At 62.2% G+C, this 21,529-nt stretch carries 16 protein-coding genes; 13 read left to right on the top strand and 3 right to left on the bottom strand.

Annotation, left to right across the window (positions count from 1 at the left end; translation table 11 throughout):
- Nucleotides 1–22: 22 nt before the first annotated feature.
- Entirely contained in the window at nucleotides 23–3,976 is a 3,954-nt protein-coding gene (gene putA, locus M2497_RS03190; RefSeq protein ID WP_248485805.1) for a trifunctional transcriptional regulator/proline dehydrogenase/L-glutamate gamma-semialdehyde dehydrogenase, read from the top strand.
- Nucleotides 3,977–4,180: 204 nt separating this feature from the next.
- Nucleotides 4,181–5,983, top strand: a complete 1,803-nt coding sequence (locus tag M2497_RS03185; RefSeq protein WP_248485804.1) for an acyl-CoA dehydrogenase — start codon at nucleotides 4,181–4,183, stop codon at nucleotides 5,981–5,983.
- On the opposite strand, the gene M2497_RS03180 is transcribed toward M2497_RS03185, so the two are convergent.
- Both M2497_RS03180 and M2497_RS03175 read right to left on the bottom strand, forming a co-directional pair.
- Complete coding sequence (locus M2497_RS03180) at nucleotides 5,980–6,273, bottom strand: cell division protein ZapA (RefSeq protein WP_071492333.1); 294 nt, start codon at nucleotides 6,271–6,273, stop codon at nucleotides 5,980–5,982. The two genes, M2497_RS03185 and M2497_RS03180, sit on opposite strands and share 4 nt — an antisense overlap.
- On the bottom strand, nucleotides 6,270–6,500 hold the full coding sequence (locus M2497_RS03175; protein ID WP_248485803.1) for a hypothetical protein: 231 nt from the start codon (nucleotides 6,498–6,500) through the stop codon (nucleotides 6,270–6,272). The genes M2497_RS03180 and M2497_RS03175 overlap by 4 nt, the downstream gene beginning before the upstream one ends.
- Before the next feature lie 277 nt (nucleotides 6,501–6,777).
- Here M2497_RS03175 and M2497_RS03170 point away from each other — a divergent pair, with 277 nt between their 5' ends.
- The 5 genes from M2497_RS03170 to trxC all read left to right on the top strand — a co-directional run bounded on the left by M2497_RS03170 (nucleotide 6,778) and on the right by trxC (nucleotide 15,935).
- Nucleotides 6,778–8,403 carry a methyl-accepting chemotaxis protein gene (locus M2497_RS03170; RefSeq protein ID WP_248485802.1) on the top strand — a complete coding sequence of 542 codons (1,626 nt, stop codon included), beginning with the start codon at nucleotides 6,778–6,780 and terminating at the stop codon, nucleotides 8,401–8,403.
- 235 nt (nucleotides 8,404–8,638) lie between these two features.
- Nucleotides 8,639–10,381, top strand: coding sequence for a potassium/proton antiporter (locus tag M2497_RS03165; RefSeq protein ID WP_058423526.1), 1,743 nt, complete (start codon nucleotides 8,639–8,641; stop codon nucleotides 10,379–10,381).
- A gap of 50 nt (nucleotides 10,382–10,431) precedes the next feature.
- Complete coding sequence (mscK, locus tag M2497_RS03160; protein ID WP_248485801.1) at nucleotides 10,432–13,770, top strand: mechanosensitive channel MscK; 3,339 nt, start codon at nucleotides 10,432–10,434, stop codon at nucleotides 13,768–13,770.
- 48 nt (nucleotides 13,771–13,818) lie between these two features.
- A complete protein-coding gene (gene selO, locus M2497_RS03155; RefSeq protein ID WP_248485800.1) occupies nucleotides 13,819–15,282 on the top strand; it encodes a protein adenylyltransferase SelO in 1,464 nt (487 codons plus the stop codon).
- Nucleotides 15,283–15,500: 218 nt separating this feature from the next.
- Nucleotides 15,501–15,935: a thioredoxin TrxC gene (trxC, locus tag M2497_RS03150; protein ID WP_248485799.1), complete on the top strand. Its 435-nt coding sequence runs from the start codon at nucleotides 15,501–15,503 to the stop codon at nucleotides 15,933–15,935.
- A 128-nt stretch (nucleotides 15,936–16,063) separates the two neighbouring features.
- On the opposite strand, the gene M2497_RS03145 is transcribed toward trxC, so the two are convergent.
- Complete coding sequence (locus tag M2497_RS03145; protein WP_248485798.1) at nucleotides 16,064–16,834, bottom strand: ParA family protein; 771 nt, start codon at nucleotides 16,832–16,834, stop codon at nucleotides 16,064–16,066.
- 349 nt (nucleotides 16,835–17,183) lie between these two features.
- Between M2497_RS03145 and M2497_RS03140 the strand changes: the two genes are divergently transcribed.
- Genes M2497_RS03140 through M2497_RS03115 form a run of 6 tightly spaced genes read left to right on the top strand, consistent with a single transcriptional unit; the run spans nucleotide 17,184 to nucleotide 21,411 of the window.
- A complete protein-coding gene (locus M2497_RS03140; RefSeq protein WP_248485797.1) occupies nucleotides 17,184–17,903 on the top strand; it encodes a beta-ketoacyl synthase chain length factor in 720 nt (239 codons plus the stop codon).
- Entirely contained in the window at nucleotides 17,879–18,691 is an 813-nt protein-coding gene (locus M2497_RS03135; RefSeq protein ID WP_248485796.1) for a lysophospholipid acyltransferase family protein, read from the top strand. Before M2497_RS03140 ends, M2497_RS03135 begins: the two co-directional genes overlap by 25 nt.
- Entirely contained in the window at nucleotides 18,669–18,938 is a 270-nt protein-coding gene (locus M2497_RS03130; protein WP_058423641.1) for a phosphopantetheine-binding protein, read from the top strand. The genes M2497_RS03135 and M2497_RS03130 overlap by 23 nt, the downstream gene beginning before the upstream one ends.
- Nucleotides 18,939–18,947: 9 nt before the next feature.
- Complete coding sequence (locus tag M2497_RS03125) at nucleotides 18,948–19,202, top strand: acyl carrier protein (RefSeq protein ID WP_016979215.1); 255 nt, start codon at nucleotides 18,948–18,950, stop codon at nucleotides 19,200–19,202.
- Nucleotides 19,199–19,744 carry a hypothetical protein gene (locus M2497_RS03120; RefSeq protein WP_248485795.1) on the top strand — a complete coding sequence of 182 codons (546 nt, stop codon included), beginning with the start codon at nucleotides 19,199–19,201 and terminating at the stop codon, nucleotides 19,742–19,744. The genes M2497_RS03125 and M2497_RS03120 overlap by 4 nt, the downstream gene beginning before the upstream one ends.
- Nucleotides 19,741–21,411, top strand: a complete 1,671-nt coding sequence (locus tag M2497_RS03115; protein ID WP_248485794.1) for an acyl-CoA synthetase family protein — start codon at nucleotides 19,741–19,743, stop codon at nucleotides 21,409–21,411. The genes M2497_RS03120 and M2497_RS03115 overlap by 4 nt, the downstream gene beginning before the upstream one ends.
- Nucleotides 21,412–21,529: the final 118 nt, after the last annotated feature.

Here is a 21,529-nt window from a genome sequence, read left to right as displayed (position 1 = left end):
TGGCACCCATGAGGATAAGAAAATGGCTACGACCACCCTTGGGGTCAAACTTGACGACCCAACCCGCGAGCGCCTCAAGGCCGCCGCGACCTCCATTGATCGCACGCCGCACTGGCTGATCAAGCAGGCAATTTTCAATTACCTGGAGAAGCTGGAGGGTGGTGCAACCCTGACCGAACTCAATGGTTTGAGCAGCAAGGACGCTGACGACGCTGGCGAGGTCCAGACCGACCACGCCCACCAGTGCTTCCTTGAATTCGCCGAAAGCATCCTGCCGCAATCCGTGCTGCGCGCGTCGATCACTGCTGCTTACCGTCGCCCCGAGCCGGAAGTGGTGCCGATGCTGATCGAACAGGCCCGCCTGCCGGCGCCAATGGCCGAAGCCACCAACAAGCTGGCCGCCTCGATTGCCGAAAAACTGCGTAACCAGAAGAGTGCCGGCGGCCGTGCCGGGATTGTTCAGGGCCTGCTGCAAGAGTTTTCCCTGTCGTCCCAGGAAGGCGTGGCGCTGATGTGCCTGGCCGAAGCGCTGCTGCGCATCCCGGACAAGGGCACCCGCGACGCGCTGATCCGCGACAAGATCAGCACCGGCAACTGGCAGCCGCACCTGGGCAACAGCCCGTCGCTGTTCGTCAATGCTGCGACCTGGGGCCTGCTGCTGACCGGCAAACTGGTCGCCACCCACAATGAAGCGGGCCTGACCTCGTCCCTGAGCCGCATCATCGGCAAGAGCGGCGAGCCGATGATCCGCAAGGGCGTCGACATGGCCATGCGCCTGATGGGCGAGCAGTTCGTCACCGGCGAAACCATCGCCGAAGCCCTGGCCAACGCGAGCAAGTTCGAAGCCAAGGGCTTCCGCTATTCCTACGACATGCTCGGTGAAGCCGCACTCACGGAACACGATGCGCAGAAGTACCTGGCCTCGTACGAACAAGCCATTCACTCCATCGGCAAAGCCTCCCACGGCCGTGGGATTTATGAAGGCCCGGGCATTTCCATCAAGCTGTCGGCGCTGCACCCGCGCTACAGCCGTGCGCAGTATGAGCGCGTGATGGACGAGCTGTACCCGCGCCTGCTGTCCCTGACCCTGCTGGCCAAGCAATACGACATCGGTTTGAACATCGACGCCGAAGAAGCCGACCGCCTGGAGCTGTCCCTGGACCTGCTCGAGCGCCTGTGCTTCGAGCCACAACTGACCGGCTGGAACGGCATCGGCTTCGTGATCCAGGCCTACCAGAAGCGTTGCCCGTATGTGATCGACTACGTCATCGACCTGGCCCGCCGCAGCCGCCACCGCCTGATGATCCGCCTGGTAAAAGGCGCGTACTGGGACAGCGAAATCAAGCGCGCCCAGGTCGAAGGCCTGGAAGGCTACCCGGTGTACACCCGCAAGGTGTACACCGACGTTTCCTACATTGCCTGCGCACGCAAACTGCTGTCGGTGCCGGAAGTCATCTACCCGCAGTTCGCCACGCACAACGCCCACACACTGTCGGCCATCTACCATATCGCCGGTCAGAACTATTACCCCGGCCAGTACGAGTTCCAGTGCCTGCACGGCATGGGTGAACCGCTGTACGAGCAGGTGGTGGGCAAGGTTGCCGATGGCAAGCTGAACCGCCCGTGCCGTGTGTATGCACCGGTCGGCACCCATGAAACGCTGCTGGCCTACCTGGTCCGTCGCCTGCTGGAAAACGGCGCGAACACCTCGTTCGTCAACCGCATCGCCGACCAATCCATCTCGATCCAGGAGCTGGTGGCCGATCCAGTGGCCAGCATCGAGCAAATGGCCACGCTGGAAGGCGGCTTCGGCCTGCCGCACCCGCGTATTCCATTGCCGCGCGACCTGTACGGCAGCGACCGCGCCAACTCGGCCGGTATCGACCTGGCCAACGAACATCGCCTGGCATCGCTGTCCTGCGCGCTGCTGGCCACCGCTCACAACAACTGGAAAGCCGCGCCAATGCTCGGTTGCACCTCCAGCGAGCAAGCGGCGGCGCCGGTGCTGAACCCGTCCGACCTGCGTGATGTAGTCGGTCATGTGCAAGAAGCCACTGTCGAAGACGTCGACAACGCGATCCAGTGCGCCATCAGTGCCGGTCCGATCTGGCAGGCCACCCCGCCCGCCGAGCGCGCCGCCATCCTGGAGCGCGCCGCCGACCTGATGGAAGGCGAGATCCAGCCACTGATGGGCCTGCTGGCCCGCGAGGCCGGCAAGACCTTCGCCAACGCCATCGCCGAAGTGCGTGAAGCCGTGGACTTCCTGCGCTACTACGCGGTGCAGGCACGCAACGACTTCACCAATGACGCCCACCGTCCACTGGGCCCGGTGGTCTGCATCAGCCCGTGGAACTTCCCGTTGGCGATTTTCAGCGGTCAGGTCGCCGCCGCGCTCGCCGCTGGTAACCCGGTGCTGGCCAAGCCCGCCGAGCAAACCCCGCTGGTCGCTGCACAAGCTGTGCGCATCTTGCTGGAAGCCGGCATTCCGCAAGGCGTGCTGCAACTGCTGCCAGGCCAGGGTGAAACCGTCGGTGCCCGCCTGGTGGGTGATGATCGCGTCAAAGGCGTGATGTTCACCGGCTCCACCGAAGTGGCGCGCCTGCTGCAACGCAACGTCGCCGGACGCCTGGATGCCCAGGGCCGTCCGATCCCGCTGATCGCCGAAACCGGCGGCCAGAACGCGATGATCGTCGACTCCTCGGCACTGACCGAACAAGTCGTGATCGACGTGGTTTCGTCGGCCTTCGACAGCGCCGGCCAGCGTTGCTCGGCCCTGCGTGTACTGTGCCTGCAGGAAGATTCGGCAGACCGCGTGATCGAAATGCTCAAGGGGGCCATGGCGGAATGCCGCCTGGGCAACCCGGAGCGTCTGTCGGTGGATATCGGCCCGGTGATCGACGCCGAAGCCAAGGCCGGCATCGAGAAACACATCCAGGCCATGCGCGACAAAGGCCGCAATGTGTACCAAGTGGCGATTGCCGATGGTGAAGAGATCAAGCGCGGCACCTTCGTGATGCCAACCCTGATCGAGCTGGAAAGCTTCGACGAACTGCAACGCGAGATCTTTGGTCCGGTGCTGCACGTGGTGCGCTACAAGCGCAAAGAGATCGACCAGCTCATCGGCCAGATCAACGCTTCCGGCTATGGCCTGACCCTGGGCGTGCACACCCGCATCGACGAGACCATCGCCAAGGTGATCGACAACGTCCATGCCGGTAACGTCTATGTGAACCGCAACATCGTCGGCGCCGTGGTTGGCGTGCAACCGTTCGGCGGCGAAGGCCTGTCGGGCACTGGCCCGAAAGCCGGCGGCCCGCTGTACCTGTACCGCCTGCTGTCGACCCGTCCTACGGATGCCATCGAGCAATCCTTCGTACGCGGCGACGCACTGGCCGCACCGGATGTTCGTTTGCGCGATGCCATGAGCCAACCGCTGACCGCCCTCAAAACCTGGGCCGACAGCAATCAGTCCAGCGACCTGAGCGCCTTGTGCCGCCAGTTCGCCGCGCAATCGCAAAGCGGTATCACCCGCCAACTGGCCGGCCCGACCGGCGAGCGCAACAGCTACGCCATCCTGCCCCGCGAGCACGTACTGTGCCTGGCGGACGTGGAAGCTGATCTGTTGACGCAACTGGCGGCAGTGCTGGCCGTAGGTGGTTCGGCGGTATGGCCGGAAACCGACCAGACCAAGGCCTTGTTCCCACGCCTGCCGAAGGAGATTCAGGCGAAGATCAAGCGCGTGGCTGACTGGACCAAGGACGAAGTGGTATTCGACGCAGTTCTGCACCACGGCGATTCCGACCAGTTGCGTGCGGTGTGCCAGCAAGTGGCGCAGCGTGGTGGCGCGATTGTCGGGGTGCATGGTTTGTCGCAGGGCGAGACGGCGATTGCGCTGGAGCGGTTGGTGATCGAACGGGCGTTGAGTGTTAACACTGCTGCGGCGGGCGGTAACGCCAGCCTGATGACCATCGGCTAACTGCCTGACGAAATGCGGTAAAAAATGTGGGAGGGGGCTTGCTCCCGATAGCGGCGGATCGGCCAATGCACTTGGTGACTGACACATCGCCACCGGGGGCAAGCCCCCTCCCACATTTGCCTGTGCATCACCCAAATCAATCTTGCTATCCAGCCTCTATTCGCGCACTTAGACTCAGGCAAACTCCTCCATAGGTAATCCGCCATGTCCGAGACGCTGCTCAGTTCCCGTAATCTGGCTTTCGAGCTGTATGAAGTCCTCGATGCCGAGGGCCTGACCCAGCGCGAGCGGTTTGCCGAGCACAATCGCGAAACCTTCGATGCGGCCATCAGCACCGCCCGCAGCATTGCGGAAAAATACTTCGCCCCCCACAACCGCAAGAACGACGAGAACGAACCGCGCTACGAAGACGGCAATGCCATCCTGATTCCGGAGGTCAAACCGGCGGTGGATGCGTTCCTCGAAGCGGGCTTCCTCAACGCCGCACGCAGTTTCGACGCCGGTGGCATGCAACTGCCCACACTGCTTTCACAAGCCTGTTTCGCGCACTTCCAATCGGCGAACGCGGCGTCCACCTCCTACCCGTTCCTGACCATGGGTGCCGCCAACCTGATCGAAAGCTTTGGCACCGACGATCAGAAGCAACGCTTTTTGCAACCGATGATCGATGGCCGTTTCTTCGGCACCATGGCACTCACCGAACCCCACGCCGGCTCATCGCTGTCGGATATTCGTACCCGCGCAGAGCCAGCGGCTGACGGTACCTATCGACTCAAGGGCAACAAAATCTTCATCTCCGGCGGCGACCACCCGCTGTCAGAAAACATCGTGCACATGGTGCTGGCCAAGCTGCCGGACGCGCCCGCGGGAGTGAAGGGCATTTCGCTGTTTATCGTGCCCAAGTTCCTGGTCAACGACGATGGCAGCCTGGGCGAGCGCAACGATGTGTTGCTTGCCGGGCTGTTCCACAAGATGGGCTGGCGCGGTACCACCTCCACGGCGTTGAATTTCGGCGATAACGGCAACTGTGTCGGCTATCTGGTGGGCAAACCGCACCAGGGATTGAGTTGCATGTTCCAGATGATGAACGAGGCGCGTATTGGCGTCGGCATGGGGGCGGTGATGCTCGGTTACGCCGGTTACCTCTATTCCCTGGAGTACGCCCGCGAGCGCCCTCAAGGTCGCCTGCCGGACAGCAAGGATCCCACGACTGCACCGGTCTCGATCATCCAGCACGCCGACATCAAGCGCATGCTGCTGACGCAAAAGTCCTACGTGGAAGGCGCCTTCGACCTGGGCCTCTACGCCGCACGCCTGTTCGACGACACCACCACCCTGGAAACCGAAGACGCGCGCAAACAGGCCCACGAACTGCTGGACCTGCTGACCCCCATCGTCAAATCCTGGCCGTCGGAGTTCTGCCTCAAGGCCAACGAACTGGCGATCCAGATTCTCGGCGGCCACGGCTACACCCGTGAATACCCGGTGGAGCAGTACTACCGCGATAACCGCCTGAACCCGATCCATGAAGGCACCCATGGCATTCAGTCCCTGGATTTGCTCGGACGCAAGCTGGCACAGAATGGCGGCGCGGGCTTGAAGCAACTCATCCGGCTGATCGCCGAAACCGGCGCCCGTGCGCAGCAATACCCAAGCCTCACTGCGCTAAGGGAACCGTTGGAGCAGTTGGTAAACCGCCTGCAAAGCGTGACCATCGGCCTGCTGACGGATCTCGCCCAGGGCAAGGTCAACAGCAGCCTGGCGAATTCGGCGCTGTACTTGAAGGTGTTCGGGCATACGGTGATTGGCTGGCGCTGGCTGGAACAGGCCATTCGTGCCGAAGAAGGCTTGGCCAAGGGCAACGCGGCCGATGTGGCCTTCTATAAAGGCAAGCTCCAGGCCGCCCGGTACTTCCTGACCTGGGAAGTACCGGGCTGCCATCATGAACTGGCGATTCTGGAGGCACGCGATGATACGTGCCTCGGGATGCAGGATGAGTGGTTCTAAGGCGTTCCGATCGCCTTGGAAATCACATCGACCGTGGCGCTGACTTGCTCTTGGTAACGGTCGAGTTCCTGCTGGTGAGCCTGCTGCATTTCGATCTGCTCGGCGCACAGGTTCAGAGCCGCCAGCACCAGTAATTTGTCACCGATCAGGGTCGGGTACTTTTTCTTGGTGGTGGCCAGGGAAGCCTTGAGCAGGGTCACGGCGTGCATCAGGGTTTTATCTTCCCCAGGCGGGGCCTTGATCGAGTAATCCTCTCCGAGAATCGAAACGACCTTTATCCCTTCACTCATGCGCTGACAGGCCCTGCACTCACACGCTCAACCAGCGCCTGGATACGCGCGGCAGTGGCACCGTGCTTCTCTTCCTGTTCCATCAGGCTCAGTTGCAGGCTGTCGTTATCATCCTTGGCGCGGGCCAGTTCGGCCTTGAGGGATTCGTTGCTGCCCAGCAGGTCCTGATTCTGCTGTACGAGGTCACTGACCAGTTGTTCCAATTGGCTGAGGGATGCTTCTAACATTTTGATTTCTCGGGCTTTTTCAAAGGGCGGTGACGATAAAGAAAATTCACCTCGGATGCCAGGGTTATCCCCGGCGCGCAGCCCGATTTTTAAGGGCCGGGCCGCACTTTCGAGCCTTAGTGACTGCATTTACCCGATCTGGTTCCTGAATCGAGCAAACCCCTCGTCAGGTGCGACAAAAACGCACAGCGCCCTTTAGACTTTAGTCGTACGACCGATAGAGAGGGACACTCCGTTTCATGGCCGCATGGATCGCGCTCTCCCCCAGGATTCCCGCATGTCGCTTCGTAATATGAATATCGCTCCGAGGGCCTTCCTCGGCTTCGCGTTTATTGGTGCGCTGATGTTGTTTCTCGGTGTGTTCGCGCTGAACCAGATGAGCAAGATCCGCGGCGCCACCGAAGACATCACCCTGTCCAGCGTGCCTAGCATTCGCGCCCTGGATGAGTTCACCCAACTGACCCTGCGGCTGCGGGTGCTGTCGTACCGCCTGCTGACCAACCGCGAGCCGGACGTGCAGCAAAAGACCCTGGAAGCCTTCGAACTGCGCAACCAGCAGATCCGCACCGCCCAGGGCATCTACGAAAAACTCATCGAAAGCCCTGAAGAACGCTCGACCTACGACGAATACGTTCGCCTGCTCGGCCAGTACCACCAGATTGAAGAGCGCATGAAGAGCCTGTCGCGGGCCAACCAGGTGGAAGAATTGCGCAGCCTGCTCAACACCGAACTGCTGAGCAACTCCGAACAGGTCAACGCCGTGCTCACGCGCCTGCTGGACCTCAACAACAAGATGGCCCTGGAGACCAATAAGGAAGCCGAGGACCAATACGACATGGCCTTCAACTTGGTGGTAAGCCTGTTGGCGGTCGCCACCCTGCTGACCCTGTTGTTCGCCTGGCTGCTGACCCGCAGCATCACCCTACCCATTTCCCAGGCGTTGGAAGCCGCGGAAGAAGTGGCCGAAGGCAACCTGACCCGCCCGATCAAGGTCGACGGCAACGACGAAGCCGGGCGCCTGCTGGCGGCCATGGCCAAGATGCAGGACAAACTGCGTGACACACTGCAACGCATCGCCGGCTCCGCCACCCAGTTGGCCTCGGCCGCCGAAGAGTTGAACGCGGTCACCGACGAAAGCGCCCGTGGCCTGACCCAGCAAAACAACGAAATCGAACAAGCCGCCACGGCGGTGAATGAGATGACCAGCGCCGTCGAAGAAGTGGCCCGCAATGCGGTGAGCACCTCCGAAGCGTCGCGCAACGCCACCACTTCCGCCGGTGATGGCCGTGACCTGGTACAGGAAACCGTCAGCGCCATCGAACGCATGAGCGGTGACGTGCAAGCCACCGCGACCCTGATTGGCGACCTGGCCAATGAGTCCCGCGATATCGGCAAGGTGCTCGACGTGATCCGTGGCCTGGCTGACCAGACCAACCTGCTGGCGCTGAACGCGGCGATTGAAGCGGCGCGCGCCGGTGAGGCCGGTCGCGGTTTTGCTGTAGTGGCCGATGAAGTGCGGGCATTGGCCCATCGCACCCAACAGTCGACCAGCGAAATCGAGCGGATGATCGGCAGTATCCAGGCCGGCACCGAGCACGCGGTGGATTCGATGCGCAACAGCACCGAACGCGCCGAATCGACGCTGAACATCGCCAAAGGTGCCGGGATGTCGCTGGATACCATCAACACCGCGATTGTGGAGATCAACGAGCGCAACCTGGTGATCGCCAGCGCGGCGGAAGAGCAGGCGCAAGTGGCGCGAGAAGTGGACCGCAACCTGGTGAACATCCGCGATTTGTCGGTGCAGTCGGCCACCGGCGCCAGCCAGACCAGTGCGGCGAGCAGCGAGCTGTCGCGCCTGGCGGTGGACTTGAACGGCATGGTCGGCCGCTTCCGCCTCTAACTGACACACCTGATTCAAATAATGTGGGAGGAGGCTTGCCCCCGGTTGCGATGGTTCAGCTACAGATAAGTTGGCTGACAGGCCGCCATCGGGGGCAAGCCCCCTGCCACATTTAGATCTACGCCTGTCTTTAAAAGCTTTTTGACAGCGCAGCAATTCAACAGGTTAGAATCGCTGGCACGCAGACTGCATGGTCAGTTTGCGCCCCGTCTTGTTTGCCCATGGAGTACTGCCTTTGAATGCGACGACCATCAACAGCCTGTTCCTGATCGGCGCGTTGCTGGTAAGTGCGAGCATTCTGGTGAGTTCTCTTTCGTCCCGCCTGGGGATCCCGATCCTGGTGATCATCCTGGCCGTGGGCATGGTCGCCGGCGTCGATGGCGGCGGCATCATCTTCGATAACTACCCAACCGCCTACCTGGTGGGCAACCTCGCCTTGGCCGTAATCCTGCTCGATGGCGGTTTGCGCACACGGGTGGCGAGTTTCCGCGTGGCACTCTGGCCGGCGTTGTCGCTGGCCACGGTGGGGGTGTTGATTACCACCGGCCTCACCGGCATGGCGGCGGCCTGGCTGTTTGATCTCAATATCATCCAAGGCCTGCTGATTGGCGCGATTGTCGGCTCCACGGACGCCGCAGCGGTGTTCTCGCTGCTCGGCGGCAAAGGCCTGAACGAACGGGTCACCGCCAGCCTGGAAATCGAATCTGGCAGCAACGACCCGATGGCAGTGTTCCTCACCGTCACCCTGATCGACATGCTCGCCAGCGGCCAGACCGGCCTGCACTGGAGCCTGCTGACCCACCTGGTGCGCGAATTCGGCATCGGTGGCATCGTCGGCCTGGGCGGCGGCTGGTTGATGCTGCAAATGGTCAACCGCATCAATCTGGCCACCGGCCTGTATCCGATCCTGGTGATCGCCGGCGGCCTGTTCGTATTTGCCGTGACCAACGCCCTGCACGGCAGCGGATTCCTCGCCGTGTACCTGTGCGGCCTGGTGATCGGCAACCGCCCGGTGCGCAGCCGTCATGGCATTTTGCATATGCTCGATGGCATGGCCTGGCTGGCGCAGATCGGCATGTTCCTGGTGCTGGGCCTGCTGGTCACGCCTCATGACTTGTTGCCGATTGCCCTGCCGGCCCTGGGCCTGGCGCTGTGGATGATCCTGTTTGCGCGGCCGCTGTCGGTGATGGTCGGCCTGCTGCCCTTCAAGGCGTTCCATGGTCGCGAAAAAGCCTTTATCGCCTGGGTGGGTTTGCGCGGTGCGGTACCGATCATTCTGGCGGTGTTCCCGCTGATGGCCGGCCTGCCCCATGCGCAGCTGTATTTCAACCTGGCGTTCTTTATCGTACTGGTGTCGCTGCTGGTGCAGGGCACGAGCCTGCCGTGGGTGGCCAAGCTGCTCAAGGTCACCGTCCCGCCGGACCCGGCGCCGATTTCCCGTGCAGCCCTGGAAGTGCACGTCACCAGCGAGTGGGAGCTGTTCGTATACCGCCTGGGCGCGGAAAAATGGTGCATCGGCGCCGCCCTGCGCGAGCTGAAAATGCCCGAAGGCACGCGGATTGCCGCGCTGTTCCGTGGCCAGCAACTGCTCCATCCGTCGGGTAGTACCGTGCTGGAAGTCGGCGATTTACTCTGCGTGATCGGCCACGAACACAACCTGCCGGCCCTAGGCAAACTGTTCAGCCAGGCGCCGCAACGCGGTCTGGATTTGCGCTTCTTCGGCGACTTCGTGCTGGAAGGCGACGCCCAATTGGGCGCAGTGTCGGCCCTGTACGGCCTGAAGCTGGAGGGTATCGACCCGGACATGCCGCTGAGCAGCTTCATCACCCAGAAAGTCGGGGGCGCGCCCATCGTCGGCGACCAGGTGGAGTGGAACAACACCATCTGGACCGTCGCGGTCATGGACGGGAACAAGATCGGCAAAGTGGGCGTCAGATTCCCCGAAGGAAGTCGCCCGGGCCCCGGACTCTTCCTCTAAACTGCGGGGCGACGACGCCCCCGATTCTTCACCTTGCACGACCGGTCTCTATGCCAACCTTGCGCACTCTTCTCGCCACTGCCCTGCTGAGCCTGACCCTGTGTGTCAGCGTCGTCCACGCCGCCGACCCGCCCAGCGCCGAGTCTATCCAGCAAACCCTGGACAAGCTGCCCGACCGCAAGCTGCCCGACGCCGACATGAAGGCGTTGCAGACCATCCTGCAGCAGACCCTGACATACCTGGGCAACAAGCAGGATTACGAGCAGCGCCTGGTCGACCTCAAGCGCCAACTGGAAGACGCCCCGCGCGAGACCGCCGACAACCAGCGCGAACTGGCCCGGCTCAAGGCCACCAAAGTCATCCCGGTCGCCCAGCGCTACGCCAGCCTGCCGGTGCCGCAGCTTGAGCAATTGCTGGTGCAGCGCAGCACCCAGCAAGGCGACCTGCAAAAGGAACTGGCGGACGCCAACAGCCTGTCCATCGCCGCCCAGACCCGTCCTGAGCGCGCCCAGACCGAAATCAGCAACAGCCAGACGCGCATCCTGCAGATCAATTCGACGCTCAAGGCCGGCAAAGACAACGGCAAGACCCTCAGCGCCGACCAGCGTAACCAGCTCAACGCTGAACTCGCGGCGCTCAATGCGCTGATCCCCCTGCGCCGCCAGGAACTGGCCGGCAACAGCCAACTGCAAGACCTGGGCAACAGCCAGCACGATCTGGTGATGGAAAAGACCGCGCGCCTGGAACAAGAGATCCAGGACCTGCAAACCCTGATCAACCAGAAACGCCTGGCCCAGTCCCAGCAGACCGTGACCCAGCAGTCCATCGAAGCGCAAAAGGCCGGTGGCAGCAGCCTGCTGGCCACGGAAAGCGCGGCGAACCTGAAGCTGTCCGACTACCTGCTCAAAAGTACCGACCGCCTCAACGACCTGACCCAGAAGAACTTGCAGACCAAGCAGCAACTGGACACCGTGACCCAGAGCGACTCGGCCCTGGACGAGCAGATCAACGTGCTCAAGGGCAGCCTGCTGCTGTCGAAGATCCTCTACAAGCAAAAGCAGGCCCTGCCGCGCCTCACCGTGGACCGCGACCTGGCGGACGACATCGCCAACATTCGCCTGTACCAGTTCGAGGTCAACCAACAGCGCGAGCTGATCAGCTCGCCCAGCGCCTATGTGGATAACCTGCTGGCCAACCAGGCGCCGGAAGACGTCACCCCGCAACTGCGCCGCACCCTGCTGGAACTGGCGATCACCCGCAGCGACCTGCTGGAGCGCCTGAGCCGTGAACTGAGCGCGCTGCTCAACGAATCCATCACCCTGCAACTGAACCAGAAACAACTGCTCAGCACCGCCACCACCCTGCGAGCCACGCTGGATGAGCAGATGTTCTGGATTCCCAGCAACAAGCCGCTGGATACCGAATGGCTGGAAACCGTTCCCGCGCACCTGAGCAAGCAAGTTGCCACCCTGCCCTGGGCCTCCAGCGTCAGCGAGCTGTATGACGGCCTGACCCAGCGCCCGTTGCTGTTCCTGCCGTTGCTGCTGTTGATCGGCGCGTTGCTGTGGCGGCGTAAAAATCTGTATCAACGCTTGAGCAAGGTGCACCTGGACATCGGCCACTTCAAGCGCGACAGCCAGTGGCACACGCCCCAGGCCATCCTGATCAACATCCTGCTGGCAATGCCGGTGTCCCTCGGCCTGGCGCTGTGCGGCTACGCGCTGCAAATCGACGCCCGTGGGCAAAACGCCAACCTCGGTTCGGCCCTGCTGCAGATCGCCCAGGCCTGGCTGGTGTTCTACACCGCCTATCGCATCCTGGCGCCGGGTGGCGTGGCTGAACTGCACTTCCGCTGGGAAAAACCCCAGGTCGAATTCCTGCAAGGCTGGGTGCGCAAACTCGGGCTGGTGGTACTGGCCCTGGTGGCCGTGGTGGCAATTGCCGAGCACCAACCGGCGGCGTTGGCTGACGATGTGTTGGGCATCGGCGTGGTGCTGACCTGCTACGCGCTGATGGCCTGGCTGCTGGGCCGCCTGCTGTTGCACAGCCCGACCCATGAAAAAGCCTCGCTGTTCCGCAAAGCCGTGGGCCTGCTGTTCACTGCGTTGCCCATCGCGCTGTTCATCGCTGTGTGCTTCGGCTACTACTACACCGCACTCAAGCTCAGCGACCGACTGATCAACACCCTGTACCTGCTGATGTTCTGGCTGGTGATCGAAGCCACCTTCGTCCGTGGCCTGGGCGTCGCCGCCCGGCGCCTGGCCTATGCGCGCGCCCTGGCCAAACGCCAGGCCGCCAAGGAAGCCGGTGACGGCGAAGCGGTGATCGAAGAACCGACCCTGGACATCGAGCAGGTCAACGAGCAATCCATGCGCCTGATTCGCCTGGCCTTGCTCGGCGGCTTTATCGCCGCGCTGTATTGGGTGTGGTCGGACCTGATCTCGGTATTTTCCTACCTGGATAACGTCACGCTGTACGAATACACCAGCGGCACCGGGGCCAATATCAGCATGGTGCCCATCAGCATCGGCGACTTGCTCGGCGCGCTGATCATCATCGGCATTACCTTCGCGCTCGCGCGCAACTTGCCGGGTTTGCTCGAAGTATTGGTGCTGTCCAAACTGGACCTGGCCCAGGGCAGCGCCTACGCGACCACCACGCTGCTGTCCTATGTAATTGCCGGCGTCGGTTTCGTCTCCACCCTGTCGACCCTCGGCGTGAGCTGGGACAAGTTGCAATGGCTGGTGGCGGCGCTGTCGGTGGGCTTGGGCTTTGGTATGCAGGAGATCTTCGCCAACTTCATCTCCGGCATCATGATCCTGTTCGAACGCCCGGTGCGCATCGGCGACACCATCACCATCGGCAACCTGTCGGGCACGGTGAGCAAGATCCGCATCCGCGCCACCACGATCACCGACTTTGACCGCAAGGACATCATTGTCCCGAACAAGACCTTCATTACCGGGCAACTGATCAACTGGTCGCTGACCGACACCATCACCCGTGTCACGTTGAAACTGGGCGTGGACTACGGCTCCGACCTGGATCGCGTGAAGGAATTGCTGCTCAAGGCCGCCCGCGACAACCCACGGGTGCTCAAGGAGCCGGAACCCCATGTGTACTTCCTCAACTTCGGCGAAAGCACCCTCGACCATGAACTGCGCATGCACGTGCGCGACCTGGGCGACCGCAACCCGGTGATCGACGAAGTGAACCGCTTTATCAATCGCGAGTTCAAGAAAGAGCACATCAACATCTCGTTCCGCCAGATGGAGGTCTATCTCAAGAACCTCCACGGCCAGGAATACAAACTGGTGGAAGTCGACACCCCGGCCAAGCCCGCCAACGACGGCGGCGTGCAGGAACCACCGCCGAGCAAACTCGACTAACCGCGCTATCCCCAGCAGAATGCTCGGACATTCTGCTGGAGATGGCCGGTGAAAGCCCTCGACGAACTGACCTTCGACAATCGCTTCGCACGCCTGGGCGATGCGTTCTCAACTCACGTATTGCCCGAGCCCCTCGACGTACCGCGCCTGGTCGTGGCGAGCGAGGCCGCCATGGCCCTGCTCGACCTGGACCCCGCCGTTGCCGAAACACCGGTGTTCGCCGAACTGTTCGGAGGGCACAAACTGTGGGCCGAGGCAGAGCCGCGGGCGATGGTCTATTCCGGGCATCAGTTCGGCGGTTACACCCCGCAACTGGGCGATGGCCGTGGGTTGCTGCTGGGCGAGGTGTACAACCAGGCAGGTGAGCATTGGGACCTGCACCTCAAGGGCGCCGGCATGACGCCTTACTCACGCATGGGTGATGGCCGCGCGGTGTTGCGCTCGTCGATCCGCGAGTTTCTGGCGTCCGAAGCACTGCACGCGCTGGGCATCCCCAGCAGCCGCGCGCTGTGCGTGATCGGTTCCGACACCCCGGTGTGGCGCGAAAAACAGGAACGCGGCGCGATGGTGTTGCGCATGGCGCCCAGCCATATCCGCTTCGGGCATTTCGAGTATTTCTACTACACCAAGAAGCCCGAGCAGCAGGCGCAACTGGCCGAACACGTATTGAACCTGCACTACCCCGAGTGCCGCGAACAGCCCGAGCCGTACCTGGCGATGTTCCGCCAAATCGTCGAGCGCAACGCCGAGCTGATCGCCAAATGGCAGGCCTACGGTTTTTGCCATGGGGTGATGAACACCGACAACATGTCGATCCTGGGCATCACCTTCGACTTCGGGCCGTTTGCGTTCCTGGACGACTTTGACGCGCACTTCATCTGCAACCACTCGGACCACGAAGGGCGCTATTCCTTCAGTAATCAGGTGCCGATCGGGCAGTGGAACTTGAGTGCACTGGCCCAGGCGCTGACACCGTTTATCAGCGTCGATGCGTTGAAGGAAGCACTGGGGCTGTATCTGCCGCTGTACCAGGCGAACTACCTGGACCTGATGCGCCGCCGCCTGGGGCTGACCACCGCCGAAGACGATGACCAGCAGCTGGTCGAGCGGTTGTTGAAGCTGATGCAGAACAGCGGCGTGGATTACACGCTGTTCTTCCGCCGCCTGGGGGATGAGTCGGCGGCGTTGGCCGTGGCACGGTTGCGCGATGACTTTGTCGACCTGGCCGGGTTTGATGCCTGGGCCGAGCAGTACAAGGCGCGCGTTGAGCGGGATGGGGAATACAGCGAAGAACAGCGCCGAGCGCGGATGCATGCGGTGAACCCGCTGTATATCTTGCGCAACTACCTGGCGCAGAACGCCATCGTTGCCGCCGAATCTGGGGATTACAGCGAGGTGCGACGGCTGCATGAAGTGCTTTCCAGGCCGTTTGAGGAGCAGGCGGGGATGGAGCAATACGCACAGCGGCCGCCGGATTGGGGGAAGCATTTGGAGATTAGTTGTTCTTCCTAAGATCGTAAGAACGATGCCCTCCATTGTGGCGAGCGGGCTTGCCCCGCGTTGGGGCGCGAAGCGGCCCTGATTAGTCACCCGAAATCGCACAACCATCTTGGGGGCTGCTACGCAGCCCAACGCGGGGCAAGCCCGCTCGCCACAATGATGCTGCTGTCTTGATAAATACCGGCCCTGGCTCCAAGTAGGATCCATCGACCACATTCTAGGAGCCCTCAATGTCCGAACCCCTCGTCATCCCCTGCCCTCACTGCAACGGCCTCAACCGCATCCCCGGTGAACGCCTGGGTGATGCGCCAAAGTGCGGGCGCTGCAAGCAGCCGGTTTTGTTGAACAAGCCGTTTGAGCTGAAACAAGGCGACTACGCCAGCCAGATCAAAGGCGACCTGCCGTTGCTGGTGGATGTATGGGCCGACTGGTGTGGGCCGTGTAAGTCGTTTGCGCCGGTGTTCGAGCAGGCGGCCGGGCAGTTGGAGGGCAAGTGCCGCTTGGCCAAGCTGGACAGCGAGGCCAATCAGCAGTTGGCGGCGCAGTTGGGGATTCGCTCGATCCCCAGTTTGATTCTGTTCAAGAACGGCCGCGAAGTGGCGCGCCAGAGTGGGGCGTTTGCGTTGCCGCAGTTGATGAGCTGGTTACGTAGCCAAGGCATCTAACCTAAATTTCAAAAGCGTCGCCGGCCAATGTGGGAGGGGGCTTGCCCCCGATAGCGGTGTATCAGTCACATAGGTGTCGACCGGCTCTCCGTCATCGGGGGCAAGCCTCCTCCCACATTGAATCTTCGTTACGCGTTTTCCAGCAGGTTATGCAACTCTACAAACTGCTGCGTCAGCTTGTGCCGTGGGTCCAGGTGGATCAGCGGCTTGCTCTCCTGGTGCGACTCGCGCATGCGCACGGAACTGGCCAGGTACACCGGCAATACCGGCAAGCCTTCTGCAATCAGCTCATCCAGCATCTGCTGCGGCAGGCTCGCCCGGGCCTGGAACTGGTTGACCACGATGCCTTCCACTTCCAACCCTTCGTTGTGGTCTTCCTTCAGCTCTTCGATTTCAGCCAGCAGGCCATACAACGCCTGGCGCGAGAAGCTGTCGCAATCGAAGGGGATCAACACGCGATCAGCGGCAATCAGCGCCGAAACCGCATAAAAATTCAGTGCTGGAGGCGTATCCAGGTAAATCCGGTCGTAATCTTCGCTCAGCTCATCCAGCAGCTTTCGCAGCTTGTTGATCTTGTGCTTGGCTTCGAGCTTGGGCTGCAGGTCCGCCAGTTCTGCGGTTGCGGTGATCACGTGCAGGTTGTCGAAGGGCGTCTCGTAGATATCCACCCGGTTTTTCTTCGAAAACGGCCCGGAAGACAGGGTTTGCTTGAAGAATTCGGCAATGCCCATGGGTATATCGTCGCCGGTCAACCCAGTGAGGTATTGGGTTGAGTTGGCTTGCGCATCGAGGTCCACCAACAGGGTTCGATAACCTTCGCTGGCGCTGACTGCCGCCAGGTTGCAGGCGATGCTGGACTTGCCAACGCCGCCTTTTTGATTGAACACCACACGCCGCATGGAAAAACCTCCGTGTATCAATGAATGTCCGAGTGTAGAGGGCAAAAGCGCCTGTTAGCTACCTCGTTCATCCATGCACTGCTGCATCACCATGCCATTGGCGCGATGACTGTCATACACAGCCCACAGATTAAAAAGAACGGTCCGACAATCCAGCCAGCCCCTGGGTAAAGGACAATCTGTAAATTCTTTCCACTATTTTGTAATCGACCGTGCACAAATCTTTACCAAAGTTTGCTAGAACCCCACGGCACCGGGATAATGCGCGCCATTCGGCTATTGTTCCCTGTCCCGGTATTCGGGGCCAACAGCCGCACATGGAAGCCCGCAGGGGCGGGATAACTTCTCAGTGATCACTTTCAACATCGCCCAATGGCGCGCCTGGGCCCCCGGGCTCGATAGCGTGGACGACTGGCGCGCCTGGTGTCAGGCGCCGGCGTTGCTGCCCGCAAGTGATGCAGCCCCTGACGTCTCGTTCCTGCCGGCCATGCAGCGCCGCCGCCTGAGCAGGCTGGCACGCATGGCGTTCAGCGTGGGTTGGCCGTTGGCCGAAGGCCTGCAGGACCTGCCGCTGGTGTTTATTTCCCGGCATGGCGAGACCCCGCGCACCCTCGACATCCTCAGCGACCTGGCCAGCGAGCAGCCGCTGTCGCCGACCCAGTTCAGCCTGTCGGTGCACAACGCGGTAATTGGCCTTTGGTCGATCCTGCGCAATGAAACCAGCGAAATGACCGCCCTCGCCGCCGCCGGCGATGGCCTGGAGCACGGCATGCTCGAAGCCGCCGCGCTGCTCAACGAGGGCGCGCCAGCGGTTTTACTGGTGATTACCGAGGAGCAGCCGCCCGAAGCCTATGCCAGCTGGATCGTTGACGTACCCTTCCCCTACGCCCTCGGTCTGCTGCTGACGCCGGGCGACGAGTGGCAGTTGGAACTGAACAGCGGCACTGTCCAACACACTCAAACCCAGTGGCCCCACGCCCTGAACCTGCTGCGCACCCTGCTCGCTGAACAGGTCGCCTGCCAACATGCCTGGAAGAACCGCGTATGGAACTGGCAACGCAAGCCCTGAATGACAAACCACGAGACGCCTATTACTGGCGCCTGTTCGCCACCGCCGCCAGCTTTGCGCTATTCGGCTTCGGCGGGCTGTGCCTGCGTTTGCTGGTGTTTCCGTTGCTCAGTTGCCTGCCAGGCAGCGCTGCAAGACACCGCAGCCGCGCGCGCCACACGATCAGTTGGCTGTTCTGGTTCTTTATCCGCCTGATGCAACGCGCCGGCGTGCTGACCTACAGCGTCGAAGGCGCCGACAAGCTCGGCCGCCCTGGCCAGATGATCATCGCCAACCACCCGTCGCTGATCGACGTGGTGTTCCTGATCGGCCTGGTGCGCCAGGCCAACTGCGTAGTCAAGCAGAGCCTGTGGCAGAACCCGTTCACCCGTGGCCCGGTGCGCGACGCCGGTTATATCAGCAACGACGGCAGTGCCGAGATGCTCGATGCTGCCGCAGACGCCCTGCGCAGCGGCCAGACCCTGATCATCTTTCCCGAGGGCACCCGCACCACACCCGGCGCCGCGCCTGCCTTTCATCGCGGCGGTGCCGCCATTGCACTGCGGGGTGCGACAATCATCACCCCCGTGGTGATCAAGGTCAGCCCGACCACGCTGACCAAGGCCGAACCCTGGTATCGCATCCCGAAATGCCGCGTGCACTTCAGTTTGCGGGTGGGTGCCGATATAGAACCACAGGCGTTCGCAACACTGGGGCCAGCGCCCCAGGCCTCACGCAAGCTCAACGATTACCTGCATCACTATTTTATTAAGGAGCTCGCCGAAGATGAGCGACCAACACCGCCTTGAGCACGACATAAAGGCGCTGATCATCGAGGCCCTGGGCCTGGAAGACATCAGCGTCGACGACATCGGCAGCGAGCAGACCCTGTTCGGCGAAGGCCTCGGCCTGGATTCGGTAGACGCCCTGGAACTGGGCCTGGCGATCCAGAAAAAGTACGGCATCAAGATCGATGCCGATGCCAAGGACACCCGCAATCACTTCACCAACGTGGCCAGCCTTGCGGCGTTCGTCACGGCCAGACAGGCAGCTTGAGACCGGACCATGCAAACTCGTGACGATATTTTCAACACCCTGCGCGATGCCTTGGTGGAACTGTTTGAACTGCCGCCGGAACGCGTCACCCTCGACGCCAACCTGTACCAGGACCTGGAAATCGACAGCATCGACGCCGTCGACTTGATCGACCATATCAAGCGCCAGACCGGCAAGAAGATCGCCGCCGAGGAATTCAAGGCTGTGCGCACCGTGAACGACGTGGTTGAGGCGGTGTACCGTCTGGTCACGCCTGCCGCATGAGCCGGCTGATCGGCCTTGGCCTGTTGCTGGCGGGGCTGCTGTACCCCTTCGCGGTGTATTACGGCACCGAACACTTCGCACCGTGGCAGTTCGGCCTGTTGCTGGGTGGCCTGTGGCTGCTGCGCGCGCTGACCGGTGCACGACGCCCTGGCAGCCGCTGGATGGCGCTGGCGGTGATTGTGTTCTGCCTGTTGCTGGCCTGGTTCGACAACCCGCACTTGCTGCGCTGGTACCCGAGCCTGGTCAGTGGGTTCATGTTGGCGTTGTTCGGCCTGAGCCTCAAATATGGCCCGCCGATGGTCGAGCGCCTGGCGCGCATGACCGACCCGGTGTTGCCGCCCCACGCCATCGTGTATACCCGCCAGGTCACCGTGGTGTGGAGTGTATTTTTTCTGTGTAATGGCCTGCTCGCCGCCGCCCTCACCCTGTGGGCGCCGCTGAGCTGGTGGACGTTGTACAACGGCCTGATCGCCTACGGGCTGATGGGGCTGTTGTTTGCCGTGGAATGGTTGGTACGACAAAGGGTTCGAGGCCGCGTATGAATGGGTTGAAACTTGAGCATCTGTTGCTTGAGCCGCTGAAACAGCGTCCGGTCACCACCGAACCTGCCATGAATCACGCCCAGCTGTGGGCAGACTCCCTGAGCCTGGCCGCAGGCCTGCAAGCGCGTGGTATCCAGCGCCTGGCCGTGTACCTGGAAGACGCGGGCCTGCTGGCGATTGCCCTGCTGGGTGCCTGGCGGGCCGGGGTCAGCGTACTGCTGCCCGCCGACCTGCAACCTCAGACCCGCCAACGCTGGGATGAGGTCGTCGATGCCTGGCTGACCGAAGCGGTTGACCTTGAGTCGCTGTATGCGGCGCCACTGAGCGCTGCCGCACTTGACCTGGACACTTGCCACCTGAGCCTGTGCACCTCCGGCTCCAGCGGCGAACCCAAGCGCATCGACAAGACCCTGCGCCAACTGGCCAACGAGGTCGAGGCCCTGGAAACCCTGTGGGGCCAGGACCTCAAGGACGCCTGCATCATCGGCAGCGTCGCCACCCAACACATCTACGGTTTGCTGTTCCGCGTACTCTGGCCGCTGTGCGCCGGCCGTACCTTTGTGCGCAGGCAACTGGCATTCCCTGAAGACATGCAGCGCGCCAGCCGCGAGCACGCGCACTTTGCCTGGGTTGCCAGCCCGGCACTGCTCAAGCGCATGGGCGATAACCTCGACTGGCCGGCGCTGAGCCAGGTGTCGCGGGTGTTTTCGTCCGGCGGCGCATTGCCGGTGGACGCCGCCGGCAGCCTGTACGACCGCTTGCAGCAGTGGCCGACCGAGATTCTCGGCAGCTCGGAAACCGGCGGCATCGCCTGGCGCCAAGGCGCACAGCCTTGGCAGCCGTTTGCGGACGTGCAACTGAGCCAGGATGCCGACGGCGCCCTGCGCATTGCATCGCCATACCTGCCTGAGGGGCATGTCGAACAAACCGCCGACGCCGCACGCATCCATGCCGATGGCCGTTTCGAGCTGCTTGGCCGCCTGGATCGCATCGTCAAGCTGGAAGAAAAACGCATCTCCCTGCCCATGCTGGAACACGCGCTGATGGCCCACCCGTGGGTCGCCGAAACCCGTCTGGGCGTAGTCCAGGAAAATCGCGCTTCACTCGGTGCGCTGGTGGTGTTGAGCGCTGAAGGCCTGCATGCGTTGCGCAATCAAGGCCGCCGAACCGTCACCCAAACCTTGCGCCAACACCTCAGCCAGCACTGCGAAGCCCTGGCGCTGCCGCGTCGTTGGCGGCTACTGAGACAGCTACCGCTGAACAGCCAGGGCAAACTGCCTCAGGCCGACATCGAGGCACTGCTGCTGGCACCCCGGCCCAAGGCACCGGAAGTCTTGGAGCGCGTCGAAGCCAACGGCGAATGGACCGTGCAACTGAGCGTCCCGCCGGACCTGGCGTACTTCAGCGGCCACTTCCCGGTCACGCCGGTGCTGCCGGGCGTGGTGCAGGTCGAGTGGGCGTTCAACCTGGGCCAGCAACTGCTCGATTTGCCAGCGAGTTTTGCGGGTATGGAAGTGCTCAAGTTTCAGCAACTGGTGCGCCCAGGCGATGCGATCGAACTGCACCTGCGCTTTGATGCGCAGCGCGGCAAGTTGTATTTCGCCTATCGCAATGGTGTTGCGGCCTGCTCCAGCGGCCGGATCCAGTTGGAAGCCGACCATGCATAGGCTCTTGTGGCGAGCGGGCTTGCCCCGCGTTGGGCTGCGAAGCAGCCCCAGTAAGGTAACCGAGTTGTATCAGACAGAACTCCAGCATAGGTTTTGGGGCTGCTTCGCAGCCCAACGC

The sequence above is a fragment of the Pseudomonas sp. CYM-20-01 genome (genome assembly GCF_023169845.1).
In the GTDB taxonomy this organism is placed as follows: Bacteria; Pseudomonadota; Gammaproteobacteria; order Pseudomonadales; family Pseudomonadaceae; genus Aquipseudomonas; species Aquipseudomonas azotoformans.
This window is presented reverse-complemented; position numbering and strand designations above follow the sequence as displayed.

Excerpts from the sequence above, each read along its gene's own strand:
- M2497_RS03185 (WP_248485804.1), top strand. The coding sequence starts at position 4,181 with ATGTCCGAGACGCTGCTCAGTTCCCGTAATCTGGCTTTCGAGCTGTAT.
- trxC (WP_248485799.1), top strand. The coding sequence starts at position 15,501 with ATGTCCGAACCCCTCGTCATCCCCTGCCCTCACTGCAACGGCCTCAAC.
- M2497_RS03135 (WP_248485796.1), top strand. The coding sequence starts at position 17,879 with ATGGAACTGGCAACGCAAGCCCTGAATGACAAACCACGAGACGCCTAT.
- M2497_RS03115 (WP_248485794.1), top strand. The coding sequence starts at position 19,741 with ATGAATGGGTTGAAACTTGAGCATCTGTTGCTTGAGCCGCTGAAACAG.
- putA (WP_248485805.1), top strand. The coding sequence starts at position 23 with ATGGCTACGACCACCCTTGGGGTCAAACTTGACGACCCAACCCGCGAG.
- M2497_RS03170 (WP_248485802.1), top strand. The coding sequence starts at position 6,778 with ATGTCGCTTCGTAATATGAATATCGCTCCGAGGGCCTTCCTCGGCTTC.
- mscK (WP_248485801.1), top strand. The coding sequence starts at position 10,432 with ATGCCAACCTTGCGCACTCTTCTCGCCACTGCCCTGCTGAGCCTGACC.
- M2497_RS03120 (WP_248485795.1), top strand. The coding sequence starts at position 19,199 with ATGAGCCGGCTGATCGGCCTTGGCCTGTTGCTGGCGGGGCTGCTGTAC.
- M2497_RS03175 (WP_248485803.1), bottom strand. The coding sequence starts at position 6,500 with ATGTTAGAAGCATCCCTCAGCCAATTGGAACAACTGGTCAGTGACCTC.
- M2497_RS03145 (WP_248485798.1), bottom strand. The coding sequence starts at position 16,834 with ATGCGGCGTGTGGTGTTCAATCAAAAAGGCGGCGTTGGCAAGTCCAGC.
- M2497_RS03180 (WP_071492333.1), bottom strand. The coding sequence starts at position 6,273 with ATGAGTGAAGGGATAAAGGTCGTTTCGATTCTCGGAGAGGATTACTCG.
- M2497_RS03125 (WP_016979215.1), top strand. The coding sequence starts at position 18,948 with ATGCAAACTCGTGACGATATTTTCAACACCCTGCGCGATGCCTTGGTG.
- M2497_RS03130 (WP_058423641.1), top strand. The coding sequence starts at position 18,669 with ATGAGCGACCAACACCGCCTTGAGCACGACATAAAGGCGCTGATCATC.